At 67.4% G+C, this 21810-nt stretch carries 21 protein-coding genes and 1 other RNA gene; 6 read left to right on the top strand and 16 right to left on the bottom strand.

The window, feature by feature from the left end; genetic code table 11:
- Nucleotides 1-18: 18 nt before the first annotated feature.
- A complete protein-coding gene (locus OG210_RS19905) occupies nt 19-564 on the bottom strand; it encodes a VOC family protein (protein ID WP_371537994.1) in 546 nt (181 codons plus the stop codon).
- 592 nt (nt 565-1156) lie between these two features.
- On the opposite strand from OG210_RS19905, the gene OG210_RS19900 reads away from it, so the two are divergent.
- Nucleotides 1157-2308, top strand: coding sequence for an NAD(P)/FAD-dependent oxidoreductase (locus OG210_RS19900; protein ID WP_328327094.1), 1152 nt, complete (start codon nt 1157-1159; stop codon nt 2306-2308).
- Nucleotides 2309-2425: 117 nt separating this feature from the next.
- Here OG210_RS19900 and OG210_RS19895 read toward each other — a convergent pair whose 3' ends face one another.
- The gene (locus tag OG210_RS19895; protein WP_371537991.1) at nt 2426-3115 is read right to left on the bottom strand and encodes an SDR family NAD(P)-dependent oxidoreductase; all 690 of its coding nucleotides are present in this window, start codon (nt 3113-3115) and stop codon (nt 2426-2428) included.
- Nucleotides 3116-3339: 224 nt separating this feature from the next.
- Here OG210_RS19895 and OG210_RS19890 point away from each other — a divergent pair, with 224 nt between their 5' ends.
- Nucleotides 3340-3669, top strand: coding sequence for a hypothetical protein (locus OG210_RS19890; protein ID WP_371537987.1), 330 nt, complete (start codon nt 3340-3342; stop codon nt 3667-3669).
- 330 nt (nt 3670-3999) lie between these two features.
- On the top strand, nt 4000-4263 hold the full coding sequence (locus OG210_RS19885; protein ID WP_371537984.1) for a hypothetical protein: 264 nt from the start codon (nt 4000-4002) through the stop codon (nt 4261-4263).
- Between the two features lie 232 nt (nt 4264-4495).
- Here OG210_RS19885 and OG210_RS19880 read toward each other — a convergent pair whose 3' ends face one another.
- Nucleotides 4496-5182 (bottom strand): DUF397 domain-containing protein, encoded by a 687-nt coding sequence (locus OG210_RS19880; RefSeq protein WP_371537981.1) that lies wholly within the window; start codon nt 5180-5182, stop codon nt 4496-4498.
- A gap of 289 nt (nt 5183-5471) precedes the next feature.
- Here OG210_RS19880 and OG210_RS19875 point away from each other — a divergent pair, with 289 nt between their 5' ends.
- Nucleotides 5472-6026, top strand: a complete 555-nt coding sequence (locus tag OG210_RS19875; protein WP_371537978.1) for a hypothetical protein — start codon at nt 5472-5474, stop codon at nt 6024-6026.
- Between the two features lie 31 nt (nt 6027-6057).
- Here the strand turns inward: OG210_RS19875 and OG210_RS19870 are convergent, their stop codons facing one another.
- The 4 genes from OG210_RS19870 to OG210_RS19855 all read right to left on the bottom strand — a co-directional run bounded on the left by OG210_RS19870 (nt 6058) and on the right by OG210_RS19855 (nt 10600).
- Entirely contained in the window at nt 6058-8148 is a 2091-nt protein-coding gene (locus OG210_RS19870; RefSeq protein WP_328327104.1) for a hypothetical protein, read from the bottom strand.
- A 22-nt stretch (nt 8149-8170) separates the two neighbouring features.
- On the bottom strand, nt 8171-8488 hold the full coding sequence (locus tag OG210_RS19865) for a hypothetical protein (RefSeq protein WP_328327106.1): 318 nt from the start codon (nt 8486-8488) through the stop codon (nt 8171-8173).
- A gap of 376 nt (nt 8489-8864) precedes the next feature.
- A complete protein-coding gene (locus OG210_RS19860) occupies nt 8865-9938 on the bottom strand; it encodes a hypothetical protein (protein WP_328335446.1) in 1074 nt (357 codons plus the stop codon).
- The gene (locus OG210_RS19855) at nt 9938-10600 is read right to left on the bottom strand and encodes a hypothetical protein (RefSeq protein ID WP_328327108.1); all 663 of its coding nucleotides are present in this window, start codon (nt 10598-10600) and stop codon (nt 9938-9940) included. Before OG210_RS19855 ends, OG210_RS19860 begins: the two co-directional genes overlap by 1 nt.
- Nucleotides 10601-10989: 389 nt before the next feature.
- Between OG210_RS19855 and OG210_RS19850 the strand changes: the two genes are divergently transcribed.
- Nucleotides 10990-11373, top strand: a complete 384-nt coding sequence (locus OG210_RS19850) for a hypothetical protein (protein WP_371537975.1) — start codon at nt 10990-10992, stop codon at nt 11371-11373.
- Between the two features lie 98 nt (nt 11374-11471).
- Here OG210_RS19850 and ssrA read toward each other — a convergent pair.
- The 5 genes from ssrA to ftsE form a co-directional block, all read right to left on the bottom strand.
- Nucleotides 11472-11860, bottom strand: a transfer-messenger RNA (tmRNA) gene (gene ssrA / locus OG210_RS19845).
- A gap of 110 nt (nt 11861-11970) precedes the next feature.
- Nucleotides 11971-12450: an SsrA-binding protein SmpB gene (smpB, locus tag OG210_RS19840; RefSeq protein ID WP_328327112.1), complete on the bottom strand. Its 480-nt coding sequence runs from the start codon at nt 12448-12450 to the stop codon at nt 11971-11973.
- 18 nt (nt 12451-12468) lie between these two features.
- Nucleotides 12469-13638, bottom strand: a complete 1170-nt coding sequence (locus OG210_RS19835) for a S41 family peptidase (protein ID WP_328327115.1) — start codon at nt 13636-13638, stop codon at nt 12469-12471.
- Nucleotides 13639-13706: 68 nt separating this feature from the next.
- Nucleotides 13707-14627 (bottom strand): permease-like cell division protein FtsX, encoded by a 921-nt coding sequence (gene ftsX / locus OG210_RS19830; protein WP_328327117.1) that lies wholly within the window; start codon nt 14625-14627, stop codon nt 13707-13709.
- Nucleotides 14628-14636: 9 nt separating this feature from the next.
- Complete coding sequence (gene ftsE, locus OG210_RS19825; protein WP_164266073.1) at nt 14637-15326, bottom strand: cell division ATP-binding protein FtsE; 690 nt, start codon at nt 15324-15326, stop codon at nt 14637-14639.
- Between the two features lie 246 nt (nt 15327-15572).
- Here ftsE and OG210_RS19820 point away from each other — a divergent pair, with 246 nt between their 5' ends.
- Nucleotides 15573-15767 carry a hypothetical protein gene (locus OG210_RS19820; RefSeq protein WP_371537971.1) on the top strand — a complete coding sequence of 65 codons (195 nt, stop codon included), beginning with the start codon at nt 15573-15575 and terminating at the stop codon, nt 15765-15767.
- A 77-nt stretch (nt 15768-15844) separates the two neighbouring features.
- Here the strand turns inward: OG210_RS19820 and OG210_RS19815 are convergent, their stop codons facing one another.
- The 4 genes from OG210_RS19815 to OG210_RS19800 all read right to left on the bottom strand — a co-directional run bounded on the left by OG210_RS19815 (nt 15845) and on the right by OG210_RS19800 (nt 21456).
- Complete coding sequence (locus OG210_RS19815) at nt 15845-16717, bottom strand: hypothetical protein (protein ID WP_371537968.1); 873 nt, start codon at nt 16715-16717, stop codon at nt 15845-15847.
- Nucleotides 16718-17027: 310 nt separating this feature from the next.
- Entirely contained in the window at nt 17028-18134 is a 1107-nt protein-coding gene (gene prfB / locus OG210_RS19810) for a peptide chain release factor 2 (protein WP_328327123.1), read from the bottom strand.
- A gap of 100 nt (nt 18135-18234) precedes the next feature.
- Nucleotides 18235-19515, bottom strand: coding sequence for a serine/threonine-protein kinase (locus OG210_RS19805; protein WP_371537964.1), 1281 nt, complete (start codon nt 19513-19515; stop codon nt 18235-18237).
- A gap of 303 nt (nt 19516-19818) precedes the next feature.
- Complete coding sequence (locus tag OG210_RS19800) at nt 19819-21456, bottom strand: serine/threonine-protein kinase (protein ID WP_371537961.1); 1638 nt, start codon at nt 21454-21456, stop codon at nt 19819-19821.
- Between the last annotated feature and the right edge of the window lie 354 nt (nt 21457-21810).

Genomic DNA, 21810 nt, shown 5'->3' with positions numbered 1-21810 from the left:
CCCTCGGAGCTGCGGGTGTCAGCGCCAGTGGTTGTTGCTGGCGTGGTCACCGGCGAGCCAGCGGGCGAGATCGGCGTGTGCTGTGGCGCGCCGCTCGGCGTCGATCTTCTCCACGTCGGGGTGGTCGACAACGAACTCCAGTATCAGCCCGTTGGGGTCCGTGACGTACAGCGAGACGCAGAACCCGTGGTCGATCACGTGGGCTTTCGCCTCCGTATGACCGGCCGCGGTGACGCGCTCACGTATGACTTCCTGGGCCTCCGCGTCGATCTTGAAAGCGATGTGGCGCAAGGGGGTGAAGTTGATGCCGGTCTTGAACTCCTCCTGATCCTTGGGGTCGGCGAACTGGAAGAAGGCGAGCGCGCTGCCGTCGGCCAGGCCGTAGAGGGCGTGACTGTAGACGCGCTCGGCCCCGGACAGCACCTCGCGCTCGGTCCACGTGGCCACCAGGGGCAGGCCGATCACGTCCTCGTAGAAGCGCCGGTTGGCTTCCTGGTCGTCGGTGATCCAGGCGTGGTGGTGGAGGCGGAGCGGCTGGGTCTGGGTCTGGGTCTGGGTGCTCATTACGGGTCATCTCCGTTGGCCAGAAGGGGTGTTGGGCCGGATACCTGGGGTGGACACCGACCCTCTGGCCAGCATGACATTCAAATTGATTGAACCTTAAATCAATTCGGGCCATTGTTCGCGCCCCAGGACGCCGACCGCCCGCCGACCGGCCCGCGAGGACGAAATCGGGTGGTCAGCGCTGACCGCAGTGACGCCCCGGGGGCACTCGCGCCAGGACAGGCCGTCCGTCCGGCGCGAGCGGAGCCTCGGAACGCGGGGGCTCCGACCTGGCACGACACGACACCCTCCCGCCCCGCCCCCCGGGCCGGACGCGAAGTGCCCGACGCCGGCCCGGCGTGCAGACGGTGCCAAAAAAGTTGAACAGTCATCTACTTGGGCCGCCGCCCGACCGGAGAGCCCGGACCCGCCCGGCGGTGGCCGGGCTCCGGCGCCGGCGCCGACCCGCGGTGTCGGTCACCTGTCAGGGGCCAACGAGGGCTGTCGGCCGGATATCGGAGGCTTGTCGGTGGGGTCCGGCACCGTTCCGGAGAGAGGCCGACCGGAGCTCTCGCCGGGCGGCCCGGTCCCGACCGCTCTCGAAGGAGCCACCATGCGCACCCCTGTCACGATCATCGGCGCCGGACTCGGCGGCCTCACGCTGGCCCGCGTCCTGCACACCCACGGCATCCCGGTCGAGGTCTACGAGGCCGAGGCATCACCGGACGCACGGGCGCAGGGCGGGATGCTCGACATCCACGACTACAACGGGCAGCTCGCCCTCGAAGCGGCCGGTCTGATGGAGGAGTTCCGCACCATCGTCCTGGAGGGCCGCCAGGCGATACGTGCTCTGGGCCAGGACGGCGCCGTCCTGTTCGAGAAGGCCGACGACGGCACGGGCGGCCGCCCGGAGGCGCAGCGCGCGGACCTGCGGCGGATGCTGCTGGACGCACTCCCGGAAGGCACCGTCCGCTGGGACCGCAAGGTCACCGGCGCCCGGAGCCTCGGGGACGGGCGCCACGAGGTGGCCTTCGCCGACGGCAGCACCGTCACCACGAGTCTGCTGGTCGGCGCGGACGGCGCCTGGTCGCGGGTCCGCCCGCTGCTGTCCGAGTCGATGCCCGAGTACGCCGGCACGTCGTTCGTCGAGACCTACCTGTTCGACGCGGACACGCGGCACCAGGCCGTATCGGAAGCGGTCGGCGGCGGTTCGATGTTCGCCCCCGCGCCGGGAAAAGTGATCCACGCCCACCGCGAACGCGGCGACACCCTGCACGCCTATGTGGAACTCACCAGGCCGCTGGAGTGGTTCGACACCATCGACTTCGCCGATCCGGCCGCGGCCGCCACCCGCGTCGCGGCGGAGTTCGACGGCTGGGCGCCCCAACTCACCGCACTGATCAGCGACACCGACACCCCGCCGGTCCTGCGCCCGCACTACGCCCTTCCCACCGGGCACCGGTGGGACCGTACGCCCGGCGTGACCCTGGTCGGCGACGCCGCCCACCTGCTGGCCCCCGACGGCGAAGGAGCCAACCAGGCCATGTACGACGGTGCCGAACTCGGCAAGGCCCTCGCCGCCGACCCCGACGACATCGAGTCCGGCCTCGCCGCATACGAGCAGGCCATGTTCACCCGCATGAGCCAGGCTGCCGACGAGACGGCCAAGCACCTTGAGGAGATGTTCGGCGACGCTGTCCCAGAGAACCTCCTCGCTCTGGGCTTCGATGCCCCAGACCCCGAAGCCCTGGACCCCGGACACTGACGGCCAATTCCGTTGCCTTGCCGGACAGTCCCTGTGGCAACGGCCGTCCTGTGCGGCCGTTGCCACGTCACGGCCCCGGTCGAGCAGCATCGTGGCCCGCGTCCTGAACGTCGCCGCCTACCAGGGGATGGAGCCCGTCGCGCCGAAGAAACCGCCGGTCGGGCCGTCCGGCCCCAGCTGAGCCATCCGGACGATGACCTCGGCGCCCTGCTCGACGGTCTGCGTCCCCTCGTGCCGGTTCAGGTCCGTCGCGGTGTAGCCGGGCTCCACGGCATTGATCCGCATGAGCGGGAACGCTTTGGCGAACTGCACGGTGAGCATGTTGACGGCGGTCTTGGAGGCCGGGTACGCGACCCCCGGGTACCCCTTGCCGGCCTGGGCCAGCGAGGCGGTGCCGCTGCTGACATTGACCACCACCGGGGAGGCGGAACGGTCCAGCAGCGGCAGAAAGGCGTGGGTCACCCGGACCAGGCCGAAGACGTTGGTCTCGAACACCTCCCGCATGACGTCGGCGGTCAGCTCCGCGGCTCCGACAATGGCGCCCTCCGTCGACCGCACCTCGATGCCGGCGTTGTTGACCAGCACGTCCAGGCCCCCGTCGGCCTCAATGGCGGCAGCCGCCGCAGCGACCGAGGCGTCATCGGTGACATCGAGGTGTACGAACCGGGCGCCGAGCTCGGACGCGGCCGCCGCGCCCCGGTCGGTGTTGCGCGCTCCCACGTAGACGGTGTGCCCCGCGGCGAGCAGGCGGCGGGCGGTCTCATGGCCGAGGCCCTTGTTGGCTCCGGTGATCAAGGTTGTCGTCATGGTGCCCAGCCTCCCTCCCGGACGATGTGATCGGCCAGTCGTTTACGACGCGGTCCGCGATGCGGCTCCGCCGGAGTGCGAGGCCCCTCGTGCGATCGCTTCACCGCTCTCGGTCCGTTCCGCCCGTCGACCGCCGGAAGCCGAGCGCTCGCCTGAAGCCATCAGGCCACAGCCCGGCCTGCCGGGCGGCAGTCGGCGCACAGCTCGGCCGGGTCATGGGTGCGGTGCGCGCGTTCGCAGCCGTCGCAGGTGCGGAGCGGGGCGAGGGGCTGCCGCGCGGGGCCGGCCGGAAGCGGTGGTGGAAGAAGCGTGGCAAGGCGGTGTTCCAGGAAGCGGGCCGGATGCCGGATGGGCTCGGGCTCACGCGGCAGGTTCGCGGTGAGAGTACGGGTGACCTGGGCCGGGGCAGCATCCCGAGCGAACCAGTCCTCGACGGCCGGGGCGAGGCGGTGGATATCGCGGGCGGAGAGAAGCAGCCGGGGGTCGACCACCCGAAGCCGGGCCAGAAGATCAGCGGCGGGGCCGGTCGCGGAGGGCGGCTGCGGGGAAAGTAACGGCGGCTGGGGGCGTACGGGGCCGACGGGACCCGGCACGGAAACTGCGACGGGCAGCGAACGACCGGCCTGCACGACCATCGACGGCGACGGCGACGGCGACGGGGGCGGGGGCGGCGGGCCTCGGTCCGGCTCAGGCGCACACCCCGGTTTGTCATAGGCGAAGGTACGAGTGGCAACACGCCCACCACCCAGCGGAACCCGCCGACGCTCCAAGTAACCCGCTGTCTCAAGCTCGTTGAGGGACCGGCGGATGGTCGTCTCGCCCTCCGGAAAGCGCAAGGTCAGCGCCTTGGCGGTGACGGAGGCGCCATCGGGGAGCGACAGGATGTGCAGAGCCAGACCCATCGCGGTCGCGGAGAGGCGCGGGTGCTGGGCGAGATGGTTGCCGATCACCGTGAACCGGTCGGTGTGACGGTGACGTACGTGGAGGACTCCGGCACGCGGAACGCCCTCGGGGAGCGCGGACATGCCAGCGCTAAACTGCGGCTCAGCCATTGGGAAGGTCTTTTCTTCCTGAGTGGTCAGGCCCTCGGCCAGGATTGCCGTCCTGTCGGGGGCCGTCTGTTTTCGGTTGTGGTGGTGAACACGTGAAGGTGAGTGCGTGATGGCACTGCTGCGGCCGACCGTACCGCACCGATCCGACAACCGACGGCGCCATCACCCGTACGTGTGACGGGGGCAGTTGGGAGGTTGGTTGGGTAGTGGTTTCTCTCCCGTTGTTTTAAAGAAGAGCGCGCCCCACCGGGACGCGGAATCCCGGGCCCCGGCGTCGACCTGCGCGAACGCGGTTGTATGCGACCGGACTTGACGAATCGCAGACTGCTCAATCCCGACGCACGGCGTCTATGAACACAGCCCAGGCAGCCCCCGGAAAGACCAGCCCGGGGCCGGCGGGGTTCTTGCTGTCGCGGACGGGGACAACACTGGACACCCCGTCGGCGACTTCCAGGCAGTCGCCGCCCTGGCCGTTGCTATACGTGCTCTTTCGCCACTGGGCGTCGGCCGGGTCGACTCGTGCAGCGCGCATCAGCGGTACTCCTCCATCACCGTTCGGATCAACCGCACTGATGCCGCCGGAGACAGGGCATTGGCTTGCAGCCGATCGTAAAAGGACCGTTCTCCGCATGACCTCGTCCGCGTCCTCAACAAGGCGTCCGAGGATGATGCCCTCCTCGTAACCCACTTCGCGCCCGTCCGGCAGGGCCAAGAGCGTGAACGAGCCTCCCATGGCAGCGGGATCCGTAGTCCCGAAGGGAAGCACTTGCACGTGGATACGCGGCCTCTTCCCCAAATCCAGCAGACGTGCGAGCTGGTCTCGCATGACCAACCCGCCGCCTAGCACGCGATAGAGAACAGCCTCGTCCAGGACGATCCACACCCAGGGAGAGTCAGTGCACTCAAGGACAGCCTGGCGAGCGAGCCTGGACGGGGCCGCCCCGATCGCGGTGTTCGAGGCCGCCGAAGCCGCCACCCTTCTGCCGCTTCCACCGTGCGATTCGCTCCTAGGCATGGATCTCCGATGTCCGCATCCCGAACCCCGAAAATCCCCGTCAAAGTGGGCTCGATGTCCCACGCGCAACGGGACTCACGATTGCCGGTGCGGGATCACCAGGAGAGCGCCGGGCCAGGGGAAGACCGCATGCGTTGTCGCGGATCGTCGCAGCCGTCGTCAGGCGTGAAACAATCCCGGACGGGCACTGCGGTGATGCGGGGCCGGGTCACCGATGCCGACCGGCAGGAGGGACGCCCCGTGGCACCATCGTTCTGATCGCCCCGGCGATCCGTACCATCAGCCGATTGTGACGTCCACGAAGAAAGTTACCGCAGCGATGCTCTGCATACTGAATCGGAAGCTTCGGATAGCCGCGCCAACTCTCGGCGCAACCGTCATCCTGGCGCTGACCACTGCTGCCTGTACGTCCAGTGGTTCTGAGCCGAAGAGCGGAGCTTCCTCACCTCCCGTGTCCAGTCCCGCGTTGAGCACTCCGTCACCGTCGACGACCCTGAGCGATACACAACTCCGCAAGCAGGCCGAGGCTGCGCTTCCGAAGGGGAAGGCGGCGATGCAGGGTGGTGCTCCGGCGAAGGACGGCGTGACACGCCGCAAGGCAAGGAAGTTGCGTGGAGATAAGCGGTACGTCCTGGAGATCGCCTGCGCCGGGGCAGGCACGACAGTGATGCACTACAAGTCGGAGAGCACCGGGGCATCCGGAGACAGCGACATTAATTGTGATCGCAGGCCGAATTCGTTCGGCTTTACCGACGCCGACGCTCTCTCTTTCGAAGTCGACCCGTCGCATGCTGATGGTTTCATTGCTTGGCAGATCGTGCAGAGGGACTACAAGGGTTCTTGACGGACCCCGCATCGCCTGAACCCAGCAGTCGCTATCTCTGCCCCATCACCTGTACCCAGACCCCGTCGCTACCGAACTTAGCTACGACCGCGGGGTCCGCAAGCCAGCGACTGTACGACTCCCGCTGCTGAGGCGTCATCTTGCTGGCGTCGACCTTGCCGTCGTTGTCCTTGATTGCCTTGACGAAGTCATCCTTCGATGACGTGATGTACTTCGGATTCCCCCAAGGATTTCCAGTGTATACGTGCGATTTCTTACCGGCGTCGTAGTAAGAAACGGGTTTAAAATCGGGAATCTTATGTGGATCGAAGTTCTGTTCAGCCAGGACCTCCACCTTGCTGCTAAACGCACTACGCCAGTTGTTGTTCGGTTTCAGCTCTTTCAAGGCCTTGATGGAGCTCAGTAGATTCTTCGGAGCCTCGCTCGGCTTCACGAACATCTGGTCTTTTACCCATCCGGTCAACAGTCCTGTCGCGAGGTCCTGTCCGATACCGGTGGCAGCAGCCGCAGAGCCAGCCAGACCCGCACCACCCGCCGCACCCTTGCCAACGGTAAGCGCGCTGTCGATCAGTGCACCCCTGAAGCCATTCACGCCGTCAGCCCACGCCTGCGCGTCATCGCCGAGCGCCTTCTCCGTAGCGTCGTAGGCGGTGGCGTAAAAGTTTCCCATAAGGCCTTGCTTGAAGGCGTTGAAGTGCTTGGCCTCAGGGTTCGACGTGGTGGCGAGCGTTGTCAGGTGCGAATACTTCTCCTGGTTCGAATCAAACAGTGCGCTCATTGCCCCCGCAGCGTGCGGCTCGCGGATCGACTCCTGCATAAAGGCCTGCCAGACGTCGGGCGACACCTCAATGCCAGGCGCTTCAGGGTTCTGGCTCTTGCTGAACTTTGTGTAGTCCCACTTGTCCGAGCTCCAGTATCCGTCCTGAGCCGGAGAGGTGATGGCTCCCTCCATGGCGTTCCAATTCTTCGCCATGAGTTCGGAGTACAGCACCTGAGCACCTGGAAGTGCGTGAACCCCCTTGAGGTTGTCGTCTTTCTGGTGGTGGAAGTTATTTATGACGAGCATTGCCGTATTTTTCTCGGCAAGTGCAGGGTCGGTCTTTCCGAGCCCGATGGTGCCGGCCTGCAGGACCTTGAAGAACGCCTTCTCCCGCGCCGGGTTGCTGTGCGCTATCCCGCCCGGGTAGATGCCGTCGTTCACAACCGTGGGATTGTGTTCCATCCACTCTCCCGCTGCTGCGGGATTCTTCAATAGAGCGGTGAAGAGCTGCGAGAAGTGGTCGTTGTTCCACGGACCTTGGTCAGATCCGTTCATGAACTGGTTCTCATGCGTCCGGGACTTCGCGTTGAAGACCCTGTCGCCCAGTGCCACCAGAAAGTCCTTGTCGGGGGTGTCACCTTCAAGGAGGGGTATCAACCGGTCGGGCCGGAAACCCTGGTGGTCCGGATCAAGGGCGAACTTATCGAACCACTGGTTCCAGTAATCCTGCTTCTGCTTCGACGTCATGCCTTCGGTTGCGACCTGAGTGAAGCTGCCGAGCGACGCGGCCAAGACGCCGCGGTCGAAGCCGCGCTGGTCCGGGTGGTCGGCGTACCGGTTGTCGTACGGTTGATCGTCGGCAAGTTTGTTGGCCAACCAGGCCACCTGACCTGGGCCCAGCGCCTTGTAGAAGGACGCTAGGTAATCGGCGTCGTTCGAGTGGGCGTCGAGGGTGTGGAAGAGGTCTTCGGAGGCCACGTCTCCGCTCTTCAGCGCCTTCTTGAACTCCTCACCAAGAGCCCTGCCATCTTTTCTCGCCTGTGTCACAGCGGACTTAGTCACGTCGTTCTCGTTGATCTGGGTCATGCCCTTGAAGCCGGGGAAGTCCACTTCCATGTTCAGCGCCAAGTGATGTCGCCTGCGCAGCATGGGCAGTTCGCCGTCGGCCCAACCGGCAATCTTTATCAGCCCGTTCGGACTAGCTATCGAGATGCCGTAGCGCTCGAACTGCTGCTTGTAGTACGACGCCCTGGAATGCAGTGTCTTCTGGTCCCTCTCGAGTGCGCTGATTGTCTCCTTCAGCCTCTCCGGGTTGATCCCTGAGAAGTCCCCGCCGTTGCCGCCTTCATCGGGCCTGATCACTATGATCCCCCTCCAACTATTTTCAGTTGTCCTGCAGATCCATTCGCATCATCTTGGCTTCCGCCGGGCTCACCTTTTCGGGAGACCGATCGATCTCGGCCTGAACCGCCGGTACGAGATCATTGACGAGCTTCTGCAGATGTGTGCGGCGACCTTCGATGTCCGTATGCCACTTCCGGGCGTTCTTACCCACCCAGGAGGGCGCGTGCTTGCCACCGACATCCCCTGCAGGCTTCTTCAGAAGCTTCTTGAGATCGTCAACCTCAAGAAGCAACTCCCGCTTCAGAGAAACCAGTCGGGCCCGGTATGGATTGTCCACTTTCGGTTTTGCATCGGTCATGTCGTTCCCCTCCCCGCTGGGACGTTCCTTCTCTGCACCTTAGCCTCGAACGTTCATAAGTCCTCGTCGGTTCGCTGGCGGGGCTCTGTGTCTGAGTAGTGCAGATTTACCGGGGTCAGAGCAGGCCGAGTGCCCAGCTGTCGTGACAGGTGGGCCCCGGGTTCCACTCTCCGGTGCGGCCGTTCGGGTTGCTGGGGCTGGTCGAATTGGCTGGTCAGTCAAGGATCGGTAGTACTTGGAACCGGTAGATCGCCGGGGTGATGATGTCGGTCCGGGGCTGGCGGGCGATGAAGCGCAGTCGGCGGAGTCCGCTGGTGAGGACTTGCGCGGCGGCGGGCAGCCCTCGGCAACGGTAGCCAGGCACCTCTTCCGCGAGTCATCGGTTGACGGACTGGATCTCCTGAACATTCATGTCCTGCGTGGATTCGAAGGCCCCGTCCGGGAGATCCCCGTTCGCCCCGCCGGAACCTGTCCACGAGATCTGCCACGTCACCGAGGCTTTCAGCTGATACGCCTTGCCGTTGGTCGCCCGCAGGTACGTGATGCCGCACGGGGGCGTCTTGTCCGCGTCACCCTTGCTGTACGGGGCGCCGATACTGCCGTCATCGTTGATCGGGCACTCGCCGGATGCGGGGTAGGTCTCCGCGTCCGGCGTACCGGCCTCCAGGTGGAGACTGACGGGCTTGGCAGTTGTCTCGGCCCACAGATTCGTATGGGGCAATTCAGCACGGACCTTGACGTCCTTGAACCTGCCCTTTTCCGACCACACCCAAGTCGGCAGATTCACCGTGGATTGGGCAGCCGGCTTAAGTTCAATCTTCGTGTCCGGAACCTTGATCCGGTCATAGGCGTAGGAGGCGAGGACCTCAGGGGTGGGGGCGTGGCTGTCTTTTGGGACAGTATTGGCGGCCTGCCAGAACAGAGTCCGCTCACAGCTGTAGGACGCCATGTCGCTCTCCATGTCCTTGTTCATGACCCCACGCCAGAACATCCCGTCCTTACCGAGGTTGAAGTTCTTGTAGCTCGCCTCGCCCGGGCCAGATGGCTTGCCTTTCTCATAGCTGTTCACCATCAGGTCCTCTCCCCAGCTGAGCGAGGGCGTGACCTGCACCATGTCGCCGCCCTTCTTGAGCTGGTCCACCGCGGCCTTCAGCTGCTCAGGGGTCGCGACCGGTTCGTACCAGCACGCAGGGGGCTTCCAGTTGGGATCCACCGGTGCAAGAGCCTTAGGGGCATTGCTTCCGGGCCCTCCACCAACTTGCGTAACCTTGATACTGCTGGTGCCGACGGATGCAGTGAGCGTGCTGGCTGAGGCGTCACCAGAGGGGCCAGCTGGAGGCGTCACAGGCCCATTGTCATGCTTGTCACCGATGGAATACGCCGCAGGCGCCGAGAGAGCGATTGCCAGGCACGACACCAGCGCTCCGTAGACGTAAGTCGAGGCGCGCATCAATTGCACGCCCCCCGGGCCGTTTTCAGGGATACGGTCTTCCACACTCCCTGTGATGTTTTGTTCAGCGTGGTGCGGTATTGGAGCTTCGGATTGACGTCGCCCGGGGTGCCCGTCACCTTCTTGGTCTTGCGGTTCTTGGTGTACGCCTTGCCCTCATCCACGCAGTAGAAGAGCACACCCGAGCCCGTGTCATTGATTTGGACCTGCGGAGAGAAGACCCTGATCTTCCCGGTCAAACTGTCGTCAGTGTCAACGTAACTCTTGATCCACTTGCGGGTTGACGCAAGGGAGGCGCCTGAATTGTAGAACGCCACCGCATCGGCGGTCGGCGTCGGATCGGCAGCAATGATCGCAGCGTATTCGGACTTCAGCTGCTCCCGTCCGTCATTCAGAATGGCTTGAAGCTTCGGGTCACTGTTCGTCCAGCCCTGGAAGTCCGTCTGGAAATCGCTTGGAAACGTGATCACCGGTCGCTTGGCCCCACCAGGCGCCGCCGACGTCGTATCGCCGGCCGGAGCCGACGCCTTCCCGGTCCCGCCATCAGCCCCCTTGATCTTGCCCGAGGTGGAGTCGCTACCAGCCCCTGAGCCGCAGGAAGCCAGCAGCAGGGCAGCGGACACGGTGAGCGCGGCTGTCACTAGCCGAATCGGGCGGTTCACTCTCGGACTCCCATGGGGCAGGCGGGTAAAGGACAAGTAAGGCCCCAACGCTATCCGCGACCGAAGGGTGACACCACCGCGGGTGTCACGGTCCCGACAGGCGTGGTCGCAAACAGGCCGAAGTCCCTTGCCGACGCGGCGAAATGCCCATCACGCCCTTGGCCGACGCGAGATCACCGAAGGCACCCGCCAATCCAGCCACTCCTGGACCCGGTCGGCTGGAAGCGGGGCCTGACACCCGGGACTGCGGCGTACGGCACACCAGAGCCAGCTCCGCAGCCCGACTTGGTTCGGCCTGATCCGCACACAAGAGGCACTGAGCAAATCCGTCACCGCTGCTGAGTACAGAAGCTCATGCTCCCGGAGCAGTGGTGGGGTTGAGTGGCCGCATGTCCGATACCGACACCGACACCGGCACCGGCACCGGCACCGCACAGAACAACACCCGCACCCAACGCCCCTGGATCGCGCCGCTGGTCTCCACATTCATCACCTTGCCGTGCGGCCTCTTTGCCTTCGCCGTGGCCGCGCTCTCCGCCATGGCCTGCGACTCCTGTAGCGAAGCCGAGCTCAATCGGTTCAGCCCCAGCTACGCCACCGGCTTCAACGTATTCGTTCTCGGCCTCCTGCTCCCCCTGGGCCTGCTGCTCGCAAGCTGGTCCCTGGCGTGGCAGCAACGCAATAGCGACCGCCGGCTGCTCCTGGCCCTGGGCGCCCCCGTTTCCCTGCTCCTGGTCTTCCTGCTGTTCCGTGGGCTGGTCGACTGGCCCTGAATCCCGCTTCTTGCGCGACACCCTTGCAGCAGCCAGGGCCACAAAAAAGGCTCATGCCCCACCAGAAAAATCCGGCAGGGCATGAGCCACACATGGGGTGGTGGAGATGGCGGGAATCGAACCCGCGTCCAACGGTGCAGAACCAGGGCTTCTCCGAGCGCAGTTCGCTGCGATTTTCTCGGCCCCGGAGATCTCGCGAACAAGTCTCCGACAGGCCCAGTCACTGTTTGATTTCCCACCGATCCCCGTGACCGGGACCGGTGGTTTAGTTCCCTAGCTTATGCCAGGATCCGGGTCGGGAACTTCCCCGGGCTGACACCCATTTAGGGTCCTTCAGTCACTGCTTATTAGGCAGCGAGGGCGAAGGACTGGGAATCGCGCTTAGAATTGGCGATTATTTTTTGCGACATATGGTTTACGAGATCATTGCCGCTTCCTCGGCTCGCTTCACCTGCTTCGACAGCCGCTGTCGAAACCGATCATCCCCATGTTGTTTTTTCAAGGTGGTACCGCGCCCCGTGGGGTGCAGTGCCATCGTACGTGACCAACGCACGACGGTGCCACTGTATTCCCCCGCGCCGGGCCCGTCACCGTCGGTCAGGCGCGCTGCTTCCTGCGGACCGCCGAGATCGCCCGGTCCGTCTCGCGGCGGTCCTGCTTCTCGCGCAGGGTCTGCCGCTTGTCGTACTCCTTCTTGCCCTTCGCCAGCGCGATCTCGACCTTGGCCCGGCCGTCCTTGAAGTACAGCGCCAGGGGCACGATCGTGTGGCCCGACTCCTGTGCCTTCGACTCCAGCTTGTCGATCTCCATGCGGTGCATCAGCAGCTTCCGCTTCCGGCGCGCGCTGTGATTGGTCCAGGTGCCCTGGGTGTACTCGGGGACGTGCACGTTGTGCAGCCACGCCTCGTGGTTGTCGATCTGGACGAAGCCGTCGACCAGGGACGCCCGGCCCATTCTCAGCGACTTCACCTCGGTCCCGGTCAGGACGAGACCGCACTCGTACGTGTCGATGATGAGGTAGTCGTGCCGTGCCTTTTTGTGCTGGGCGATCATTTTCCGCCCGGTTTCCTTAGCCATAGTGCATCCATTTTCGCACTAAGCCCCTCCCCCGAGGCCACTCAATACTGTCTCGGCCCGCGCCTCCGCCCGATCGCCCGCCGTCACGTCCGGTGTGATGCCCCGCCCGTCGACGCTGCGGCCCCCAGGCGTGCGGTAGTGGCCGACGGTGAGCTCCGCCACGGATCCGCCCGGCAGTGCGCTCGGCATCTGCACCGAGCCCTTGCCGAAGGTGCGGGAACCGACCGTGATCGCCCGGCCACGGTCCTGGAGGGCCCCCGTGAGCAGCTCCGCCGCGCTCATCGTGCCGCCGTCGATCAGGACGACCAGCGGGCGGGCCGTGTCGCCGCCCCGGCGCGCGTAGAGGGCGCGCTGCGCGCCGTGCACGTCGTACGTGGCGACCAGGCCGCCGTCCAGCAGCGCGGAGGCCGCCGTGGTGGCCTCGGTGACCAGGCCGCCGCTGTTGCCCCGGAGGTCCAGCAGGATGCCGCCGCCCGCGGGAGCGGTCCGGACGGCCTCGTCCACCCGGGCGCCCGAGCCCTTGGTGAAGGCGGTGACCTTGATCAGCGTCGCCCGTCCTGGCAGCCGCGCCACGGTGACCGGGTCGGTGGTGAGCCTGGCCCTGCGCAGGGTCCTCGTCACGGTGTCCGCGCCGCGCCGTACGCCGATGACCACCGGCGTACCCGGGACGGACGCCGTGTCGCCGCCGCGCAGCTGCGAGACGACGTCGGTCACCGGGCGGGTGCCTACCTGGCGGCCGTCGATCGTACGGAGCAGGTCGCCGGCCCGGAGACCGGCCCGCGCCGCCGGGCCGCCCGGCTGGACCCGCGACACCTCGATCCGGCCGTCGCGGACGCGCCTGGCCCACAGCCCGACGCCGGTGTACTCGCCGTCGAGCGCGTCCTCGAACTGCTCGTAGTCGGTCCGGTCGTAGACCGCCCCCCAGCGGTCGCCGCTGCGGCCGACGACACCCTCGGCCGCCTTCGTACCGGACTTGCCGTCGGCGACCGCGTCCGACGCCGCCCTGACGAGTTCGGCGCGGTCGACGGTGGCCGCGGCGCTGCGGGTTCGCGCCGGGCGGGGCGTCCGCTCGTCTCCCGGCAGGGAGTTGGTGGCCGCCGCCGTGGCGAGAACGCTCACGAAGACCAAACTCAGAGCCGCCCCGCGGCGAATGCTGCGGGGCGGCGAAACGAATTCCGGGCCTGACATGGCGACCACTGTAGACCGACGCCCGTGCGCCGCATGGGGCGTTCACCCCACGGCGCCCGGGGCGTGTCTCACACCTTCAGGTACTTGCGCAATGCGAAGAGAGCGGCAAGCGCGGGCATCAGCAGCCCGATCGCCAGTACCAGCGGCAGTTTCGAAAGGACGGCGTCCCACCCGATGAAGTCGATCAGGTTCAGCTTGTCGTGCAGGGCGAGTCCGTGGTCGATCAGGAAGTAGCGGCCGACGAGCAGCATCCCGCAGGCCACAAGTCCGCCCAGCAGACCGGCGAACGCCGCCTCCATGATGAACGGCATCTGGATGTAGAAGCTGGACGCGCCCACCAGGCGCATGATCCCTGTCTCGCGTCTGCGGCTGAACGCCGATACGCGCACGGTGTTCACGATCAGCATCAGCGCGATCACCAGCATCAGGGCCATCACACAGAGCGCGGCCACGTTCATCCCGTTGAGGAGCGCGAAGAGGTTCTCCAGGATGCCGCGCTGGTCCTGGACGGTCATGACGCCGTCCCGGCCGGCGAACGCGGTGGCGATCACCTTGTACTTGGTGGGGTCCTTGAGCTTGACGCGGAACGACGACTGGAGCTGGTCCGGCGTGATGGAGCCCGTCATCGGGGCACCCTTGAACTCCTGCTGATAGTGCTTGTACGCCTCGTCGGTGCTCTCGTAACTCACCTTCTCGACAAGGTCGGTCATCTTGTTCAGATCGGTCTCGATCGACTTCTTCTGCTCCTCGGTCACCGGACCCTTGGCGCACTTCGGGGTGGATTCCACATCACCCTTGGAGCAGAGGAAGATCGAGACGTTGACCTTGTCGTACCAGTAGCCCTTCATCGTGTTCACCTGGTCGCGCATGAGCAGCGAGCCACCGAACAGGGCGAGGGACAGGGCGACGGAGACGATGACCGCGAAGGTCATCGTGAGATTGCGGCGGAGACCCACGCCGATCTCCGACAGGACGAACTGGGCGCGCATGGCGTCCTTTCAGTGCTGGTAGCCGTAGACGCCGCGCGACTGGTCGCGTACGAGACGGCCCTTCTCAAGTTCAATGACGCGCTTGCGCATCTGGTCGACGATCTGCTGGTCGTGGGTGGCCATCACGACAGTGGTTCCGGTCCGGTTGATCCGGTCCAGCAGTTTCATGATGCCGACGGAGGTCTGCGGGTCGAGGTTGCCGGTCGGCTCGTCCGCGATCAGCAGCATGGGGCGGTTGACGAAGGCCCGCGCGATGGCGACGCGCTGCTGCTCACCGCCGGAGAGCTCACCGGGCATCCGGTCCTCCTTGCCGCCGAGGCCGACCAGGTCGAGGACCTGGGGTACGGCCTTGCGGATCTCACCGCGCGGCTTGCCGATGACCTCCTGCGCGAACGCGACGTTCTCCGCGACGGTCTTGTTGGGCAGCAGACGGAAGTCCTGGAAGACCGTGCCGAGCTGGCGGCGCATCTGCGGCACCTTCCAGTTCGACAGGCGCGCGAGGTCCTTGCCGAGGACGTGCACCATGCCGTGGCTGGTGCGCTCCTCGCGCAGGACGAGCCTCAGAAAGGTCGACTTGCCCGAGCCGGATGAACCCACCAGGAAGACGAACTCCCCCTTCTCGATTTCAAGGGAGACGTCCCGCAGGGCGGGGCGGTTCTGCTTGGGGTAGGTCTTGGAGACGTTGTCGAATCGGATCACGAGTGCACCACGTCGGCCGGGAATAGGTGAGCGTGACATTACGCGAAGCCGCAGTGCGCCCGCATGCAGCATCCGTCGATGCGTGGTATGTCCGCGTTGAGCCCGGGTACGGACCGGGCGGAATCCGGCGGGGCGCGCCGAAACGCGCGGGAGCTGGCACAGTGGTAAGGGGAACAGTTGCGGTTCGCCGGGCGTTGTCGGGAGTGACAGCGCGTGGAACGGCTCCGCCGCATGGGAGGAGTGCGCATGACCTACGACCGATTGGTGTGCGCCAATTGCGCGTCCCCTGTCAGTGAGGGCCGCTGCCGGGTCTGCCGGGCCAGTAGGGAGCGCCTTCAGCAGGAGGAGGGCCCCTTCGGCGGAGTGAGCCCGCTGCTGCTGGTGAGCGCGCTGATAGTGCTGGTGGCCGCGCTGGCCCTGCTGGCGAACCAGACCATCTGAGAGCGTCCGCTTGATCATGGGGAAGGGCCCCGGATTCCGACTGGAACCCGGGGCCCTTCCTCGTACGCGCTGAACCCTCAGGCGAGGTTTCCGCCGCGGCCGGCGAGACGCGGCAGCATACGGAAGCCGATGCCACCGGCGATCATCGTCGCGGCACCGATGATCAGGAACGTGGTCTGACCCGCACCGGTCTCGGCGAGCTCCTGCTTGGGCTTGCCCTGCTCGACCGGCTGGGAGCCGAGGGTGTCGGGCTGGGTGCTGGTGCTGGAACCGCCGGTGGTGGACGAACCGCCCGTGGACGAACCGCCCGTGGTGGAGCTGCCGTTGCTCGTGGAGCCGGAGGTGCCACCGTGGTGGCCGCCGCCGGTCGAGCCGGACGTGTCGCCACCGGTCGTGCCACCACCGGAGGTGTTCCCGCCGGCCGTGTCACCACCGGTCGTGCTGCCGCCGGAGGTGTTCCCGCCGGTCGTGTCACCACCGGTCGTGCTGCCGCCCGTGGTGTCACCACCGGTCGTGTCACCGCCGGTCGTGTCACCACCGGTCGTGCTGCCGCCCGTGGTGTCACCACCCGTGGTGTTCCCACCGGTCGTGTCACCGCCCGTGGTGTCACCACCCGTGGTGTTCCCACCGGTCGTGTCACCGCCCGTGGTGTCACCACCCGTGGTGTTCCCGCCGGTCGTGTCACCGCCCGTGGTGTCACCACCGGTCGTGTCACCGCCGGTGCTGTTGCCACCCGTCGTGTCGCTGCAGGTGGGGTCGAGCGGCGAGCACGGGTCGCCGCCGGTCGAGCCGCCACTGTCGTCCCCGGCCTGGACCGAGATGTCGGTGCCGAGAAGCGGGACATGAATATCGGCGGCCTGTGCCGCGCCCGCGGCGGTCAGCGAGGCGCCTGCGGCGATCACTGCGCCCGCAGCTATGCGCGCTACGCGAATCCGCGTCTTCTTGGTCATCTGGCTGCTACCCCCAGTAGCTCATTGTCAATGGTGCAGCGCACGGGGCAGGCAGGCCGTAGGGATCATGTGGTCCGTCCCCCCGATCACACGCGCCCCAGATTTACGCATGCAGCGTGTCACTTTTCCCACTTTTAAGAACCGCGTCAAGGCCGTTGCGAGCGCAATGCCGGAAATGCAATGACTTGCCCGGCGTACGGGAATACGACTGTGACGCAGTAGAGGAACTGCCGTCCCCAGAACGGCAGTTCCTCTACTGACTAAGTCGATAAACCGAGATGAAGCGCCGGCTCGGCGCCGGAAAGGCGGTCTACTTCTCCTGCTGCTTGCGCCAGCGAATTCCGGCTTCCAGGAAGCCGTCGATCTCGCCGTCGAGCACCGACTGCGGGTTGCCGACCTCGTACTCCGTACGCAGGTCCTTGACCATCTGGTACGGGTGCAGGACGTACGAACGCATCTGGTTTCCCCAGGAGTTGCCGCCGTCGCCCTTGAGCGAGTCCATCAGCGCCTGCTCCTCCTGACGGCGGCGCTCAAGGAGCTTCGCCTGCAGGACGTTCATCGCGCTGGCCTTGTTCTGGATCTGCGAGCGCTCGTTCTGGCAGGAGACGACGATGCCGGTGGGGATGTGCGTCAGCCGGACCGCCGAGTCCGTGGTGTTGACGCCCTGGCCGCCGGGGCCCGATGCGCGGTAGACGTCCACGCGCAGCTCGGTCTCGTCGATCTCGATGTGGTCGGTCTTCTCCACCACCGGGAGCACCTCGACACCCGCGAAGGAGGTCTGGCGGCGGCCCTGGTTGTCGAAGGGCGAGATACGGACCAGCCGGTGGGTGCCCTGCTCGACGGAGAGCGTGCCGTACGCGTACGGCGCCTTCACCACGAAGGTGGTCGACTTGATGCCGGCCTCCTCCGCGTACGACGTCTCGTAGACCTCGGTGCTGTAGCCGTGCCGCTCGGACCAGCGGAGGTACATGCGCTGGAGCTGTTCGGCGAAGTCCGCCGCGTCGATGCCGCCGGCCTCCGCGCGGATGTTGACGAGCGCCTCACGGGCGTCGTACTCGCCGGAGAGGAGGGTGCGGACCTCCATCTCTTCGAGCGCCTTGCGCACGGCGAGCAGCTCCGACTCGGCCTCGGCGAGGGTGTCGGCGTCGTCCTCGGCCTCGGCGAGCTCGAAGAGCACACCCAGATCGTCGATCCGCCCGCGCAGCGTCGCCGTCTTGCGGACCTCGGCCTGCAGGTGCGACAGCTTGCTGGTGATCTTCTGGGCCTCTTCCGGGTCGTCCCACAGGGACGGCGCCGCGGCCTGGTCCTCAAGCACGGCGATATCGGCCCTCAGCTTGTCGAGGTCCAGGACGGCCTCGATCGACCCCATGGTCGAGGAGAGGGACTTCAGCTCTTCGGAAACATCGACGACTGCCACGCCACCAGCGTAACGGCTTGGCGAGGGGGCGGTCCCCGGCCCTTCCGATCGGACCGGGGGCCGGGGCCGGTGGAGCGCCGGGCGGGCCCCCGCCGTATGCCTACGGTCCGGACGGCGCCGACCGGTGGCTGTCCTGCGGGGCCGGTCCGCCGTTGTCGTCCAACGACGTGGCCAGCCAGCCGCCGACGCCCACCACGACGGCGACGCCCAGCGCGGCGGCGCCCAGTTTGATACGGCGTCTGCGCACCGCCTCGGCCGTGGAGCGGTGGCGGGCGGAGCCCGGCCTGCTCGGGGAGCGCGGGGCGCGGGCCGTGCCCAGCGGGCCGCCCGCCAGCTCGTCGGGGCCCGGGACGCGCATGCTCGTGTGGGTGTCGCGGTTGGAGTCGGCGGAGGAACCGGGGACGAGCGGGACCGCGCCGCGGCGGCGGGTCTCGGTGGGCGTGGCCGGTTCGTACGACGTCTCCTCGTACGGCTGCTCCCCCGGCTCCGATTCGTCGGGCTCGTCCACGTCGAGCGGGGGGATGCCCGCGAGGTGCGGGAGCTGTTCGCGCAGCCGCTCGCCGAGCTCCGACGCGCGCAGCCGGGACGCGGGGGCCTTCGCCAGGCACTGGACCAGCAGCTGCCAGAGGTCGTCCGGGATGCCGGGGAGCGGTACGACGGTCTCGGTGACGTGGCGGCGCAGGACCGCGCCGGGGTGTCCGCCGCCGAAGGGTGTGAAGCCCGCGAGGAGTTCGTAGAGGACCGTCGCCAGCGCGTAGATGTCGACGGAAGCGCGCGGCGGCAGGCCCTCGATGATCTCGGGGGCGAGGTAGTCGGGCGTACCGATGATCTTCGACGCCTGCGGGCGGCCGGGTCCGGCCGGGCCCGCGGGCAGGGCCCGGCGCGGGGCGTCGATCAGCTTGGCGACGCCGAAGTCCGTGAGCAGCGCCGGGTGGGAACCGCCCGGGCCGAGCGGGCCCTGCATGTCCAGGAGGATGTTCTCGGGCTTGACGTCGCGGTGCACGACACCCGCGGAGTGCGCGGCGGCGAGGCCGTCCGCGATGTCCGCGACGATGGCCACGGCGGCCTCGGGGCTGAGCCGGCGCTCGCGGTCGAGCCGGGTGCGCAGATCGGTGCCGCGGACCAGGTCCATCACGAGGGCGAGGTCGTTGCCGTCCACGACGAGGTCGCGTACGGAGACGACGTGCGGGTGGTCGAGGCCGAGCAGCGCGGTGCGCTCCTGTACGAAGCGGCCGACGAGCTCCTGGTCGGCGGCGAGGTCCTCACGCAGCAGCTTGACGGCGACGGGCCCCGACGGTCCCTCGCCCAGCCACACCGTGCCGGCGCTCCCGCGTCCCAGGATCTGGTGCGCGGTGTAACGGCTGCCGATCTTCCGTGCCAAGACTGCTCCCTCAGCGGCTGGCGCTGTGCCGTGCCCGGGGGTGCGTCCCTGGACAGGCGCAGGGTTCCGGGCGGTCCCCGGCTCCCAAAATACGCGGGCGTCGGGGTGTTCAGTGCCCCGGATGGCAGGAACCCTCACTTCTGCGGGGGTAATTCATTCCGCAGAAGTCGACATGTATACAGGCCGGTTGCCGGGGCCGAGCGCAATGAGCGCTACCGACTGCCGGGGCTGGGCGCTACCGGCTGCCGGGGCTGAGCGCTGAGGTACGGCGCCCTGTCCGCCCCGGCCGTTCCGCGCGGGCTGTCAGTTTCCGCCTCCGCCGGATCCGCTTCCGCTTCCGCCGAGGCCCTGGACGAAGTCCCGGACCGAGTTGAAGCCGGAGGAGATCTCCGAGATGAAGCTCTTGGAGGTGCCGATCCACTCCTGCAGCGGGGTCAGCTCCCAGATCAGCCAGGAACCGACGAAGAGGATCACGACCATGACGAGGCAGCCCTTGAGGCAGCCGAGGCCGGGGATCTTCACCGGGTTGGCGCTGCGCCGCCTCGGCTCCCGGGGCTCGCGCGGGGCGGGCGCCTGGGGCTGCTGCGGGGGCGCGTACTGCTGCTGCGGGCGCTGCTGGGGCTGACGCTGCGGCGCGTACTGCTGGGGCTGCTGCTGCGGTGCGTACTGCTGCGGCTGCTGCTGGGGCGGGTACTGCCGCGGCTGCTGGGGCCGCTGCGGCCGGTGGCGCAGGGGGTCCTGCTCCGGGGCCAGATACTGCACCTGGGTCTGCTCGTTGCGGTCGCGGGCCGCGCTGAGCTGGCTCTGCCAGGTGGGCGGCATGTCGGGCTGATCCGGTGCGTGGCCGGGCACGGGCGGCAGCACGGCGGTCGGGTCCGCCGCACCGGCGCCGGGGCGGCCGCCCGGGCCCGGAGCGCCCGTGCTCGGCAGCACGCTGGTGCGCGCGGCGGGGTCGTACGCCCCCGCGTTGTTCGGCAGGACCTGGGTGGGGTCGGCGGCTCCGGGCGTCCCGGGGACCTCGGCGGGCGCGGGGTCCGGTGCGAGCAGCGCGGCCACCCCGAGGGCGGCGGCGACCTGCGCGGGCGTGGCGTGGACACCGATGCCCTCGGCGGCGGTGCGCAGCCCGCGGGCCAGGTTCTCGGCGCTGGGGCGGCGGTCCGGGTCCTTGCTGAGGCAGCGCTCTATGACCGTCCAGAGCGCCTCGGGGACGGTGGTGGGCCGGCGAGGGTCCTCGCTGAGGTGCCGCTGGAGGACCTCCAGGGCTGTGCCGCCCGCGAACGGGGGCCGTCCGGTGACCAGTTCGTACAGCAGGATGCCCGCGCCGTAGATGTCGACCGCGGAGGTCTGCGGGCGGCCCTCGGCGGACTCCGGTGCGACATAGGCGGGCGTGCCGACGAACTCGTGGGTACGGGTCAGGCCCGGCGAGTCCGCGAGGCGGGCGATGCCGAAGTCGGTCAGCATCGGGTGCATCTGGCCGTCGGCGTCCTGCTTGACCAGCACGTTCGCCGGCTTCAGGTCGCGGTGGACGACGCCGTCGGCATGGCTGGCGGCGAGTGCGTCGGCGATCTGGGCGGTGAGCAGCGCGGCGGCGACCGGGCTGAACGGGCCGTTGTCCCGGAGGTAGTGGTGCAGGTCCGGGCCGTCGACCAGGTCCATGACGAGCGCGAGGAGATCGCCCTCGACCACGAGGTCCCGGGTCCGCACGATGTTGGGGTGGGTCAGCCGCAGCAGGACGGAGCGCTCCCGCAGGAACCGCATCACCACGTCCGGGTCTTCGGCCAGCTCCTCCTTGAGGACCTTGATCGCCACGGTCTCGCCGGGCTGACCCGCGACGGCCGCCTCGGCGCCCGCGGTCTCCCGCTGGCTGGCACGCCAGACGGTGCCCGTGGCGCCGCGTCCCAGCGGCTCCTCGAGCAGGTACTTGCTGCCTACGGGCCGCACGTCATGCGCTCCCTGTGATCGTCGTCCCTTGCCTGGTCCACCGGCCCCCCGCCCGGATGTCCGCCCCACTCTAGTGCCGCCCGCGGGGGCACCGGCCGACGATCTTCCGGAGCGGCTTCCCCTCTGTGCGGCCGGTGTGACGGCCGGTGCCCGGGATCAGGTTCCGGAGCCGGTTCCGGCCGCCCGCCAGCTGTGTTCCAGCCAGGGGTCAGTCGTGTTCCAGCTGTGTTCGAAAGGAAGACGCGAAGACCGTCCCGTTGGTTGCCGCGGGACGCCTGCGGGCACCTCCTGGCAGGTCAGGTGCGATCCCAACCAGGCACTTTTGCGTCCAGAGCCGACCATTCAAGATCACTT

Origin of the sequence: Streptomyces sp. NBC_00466, assembly GCF_041433995.1 — a bacterium.
In the GTDB taxonomy this organism is placed as follows: Bacteria; Actinomycetota; Actinomycetes; order Streptomycetales; family Streptomycetaceae; genus Streptomyces.
This window is presented reverse-complemented; position numbering and strand designations above follow the sequence as displayed.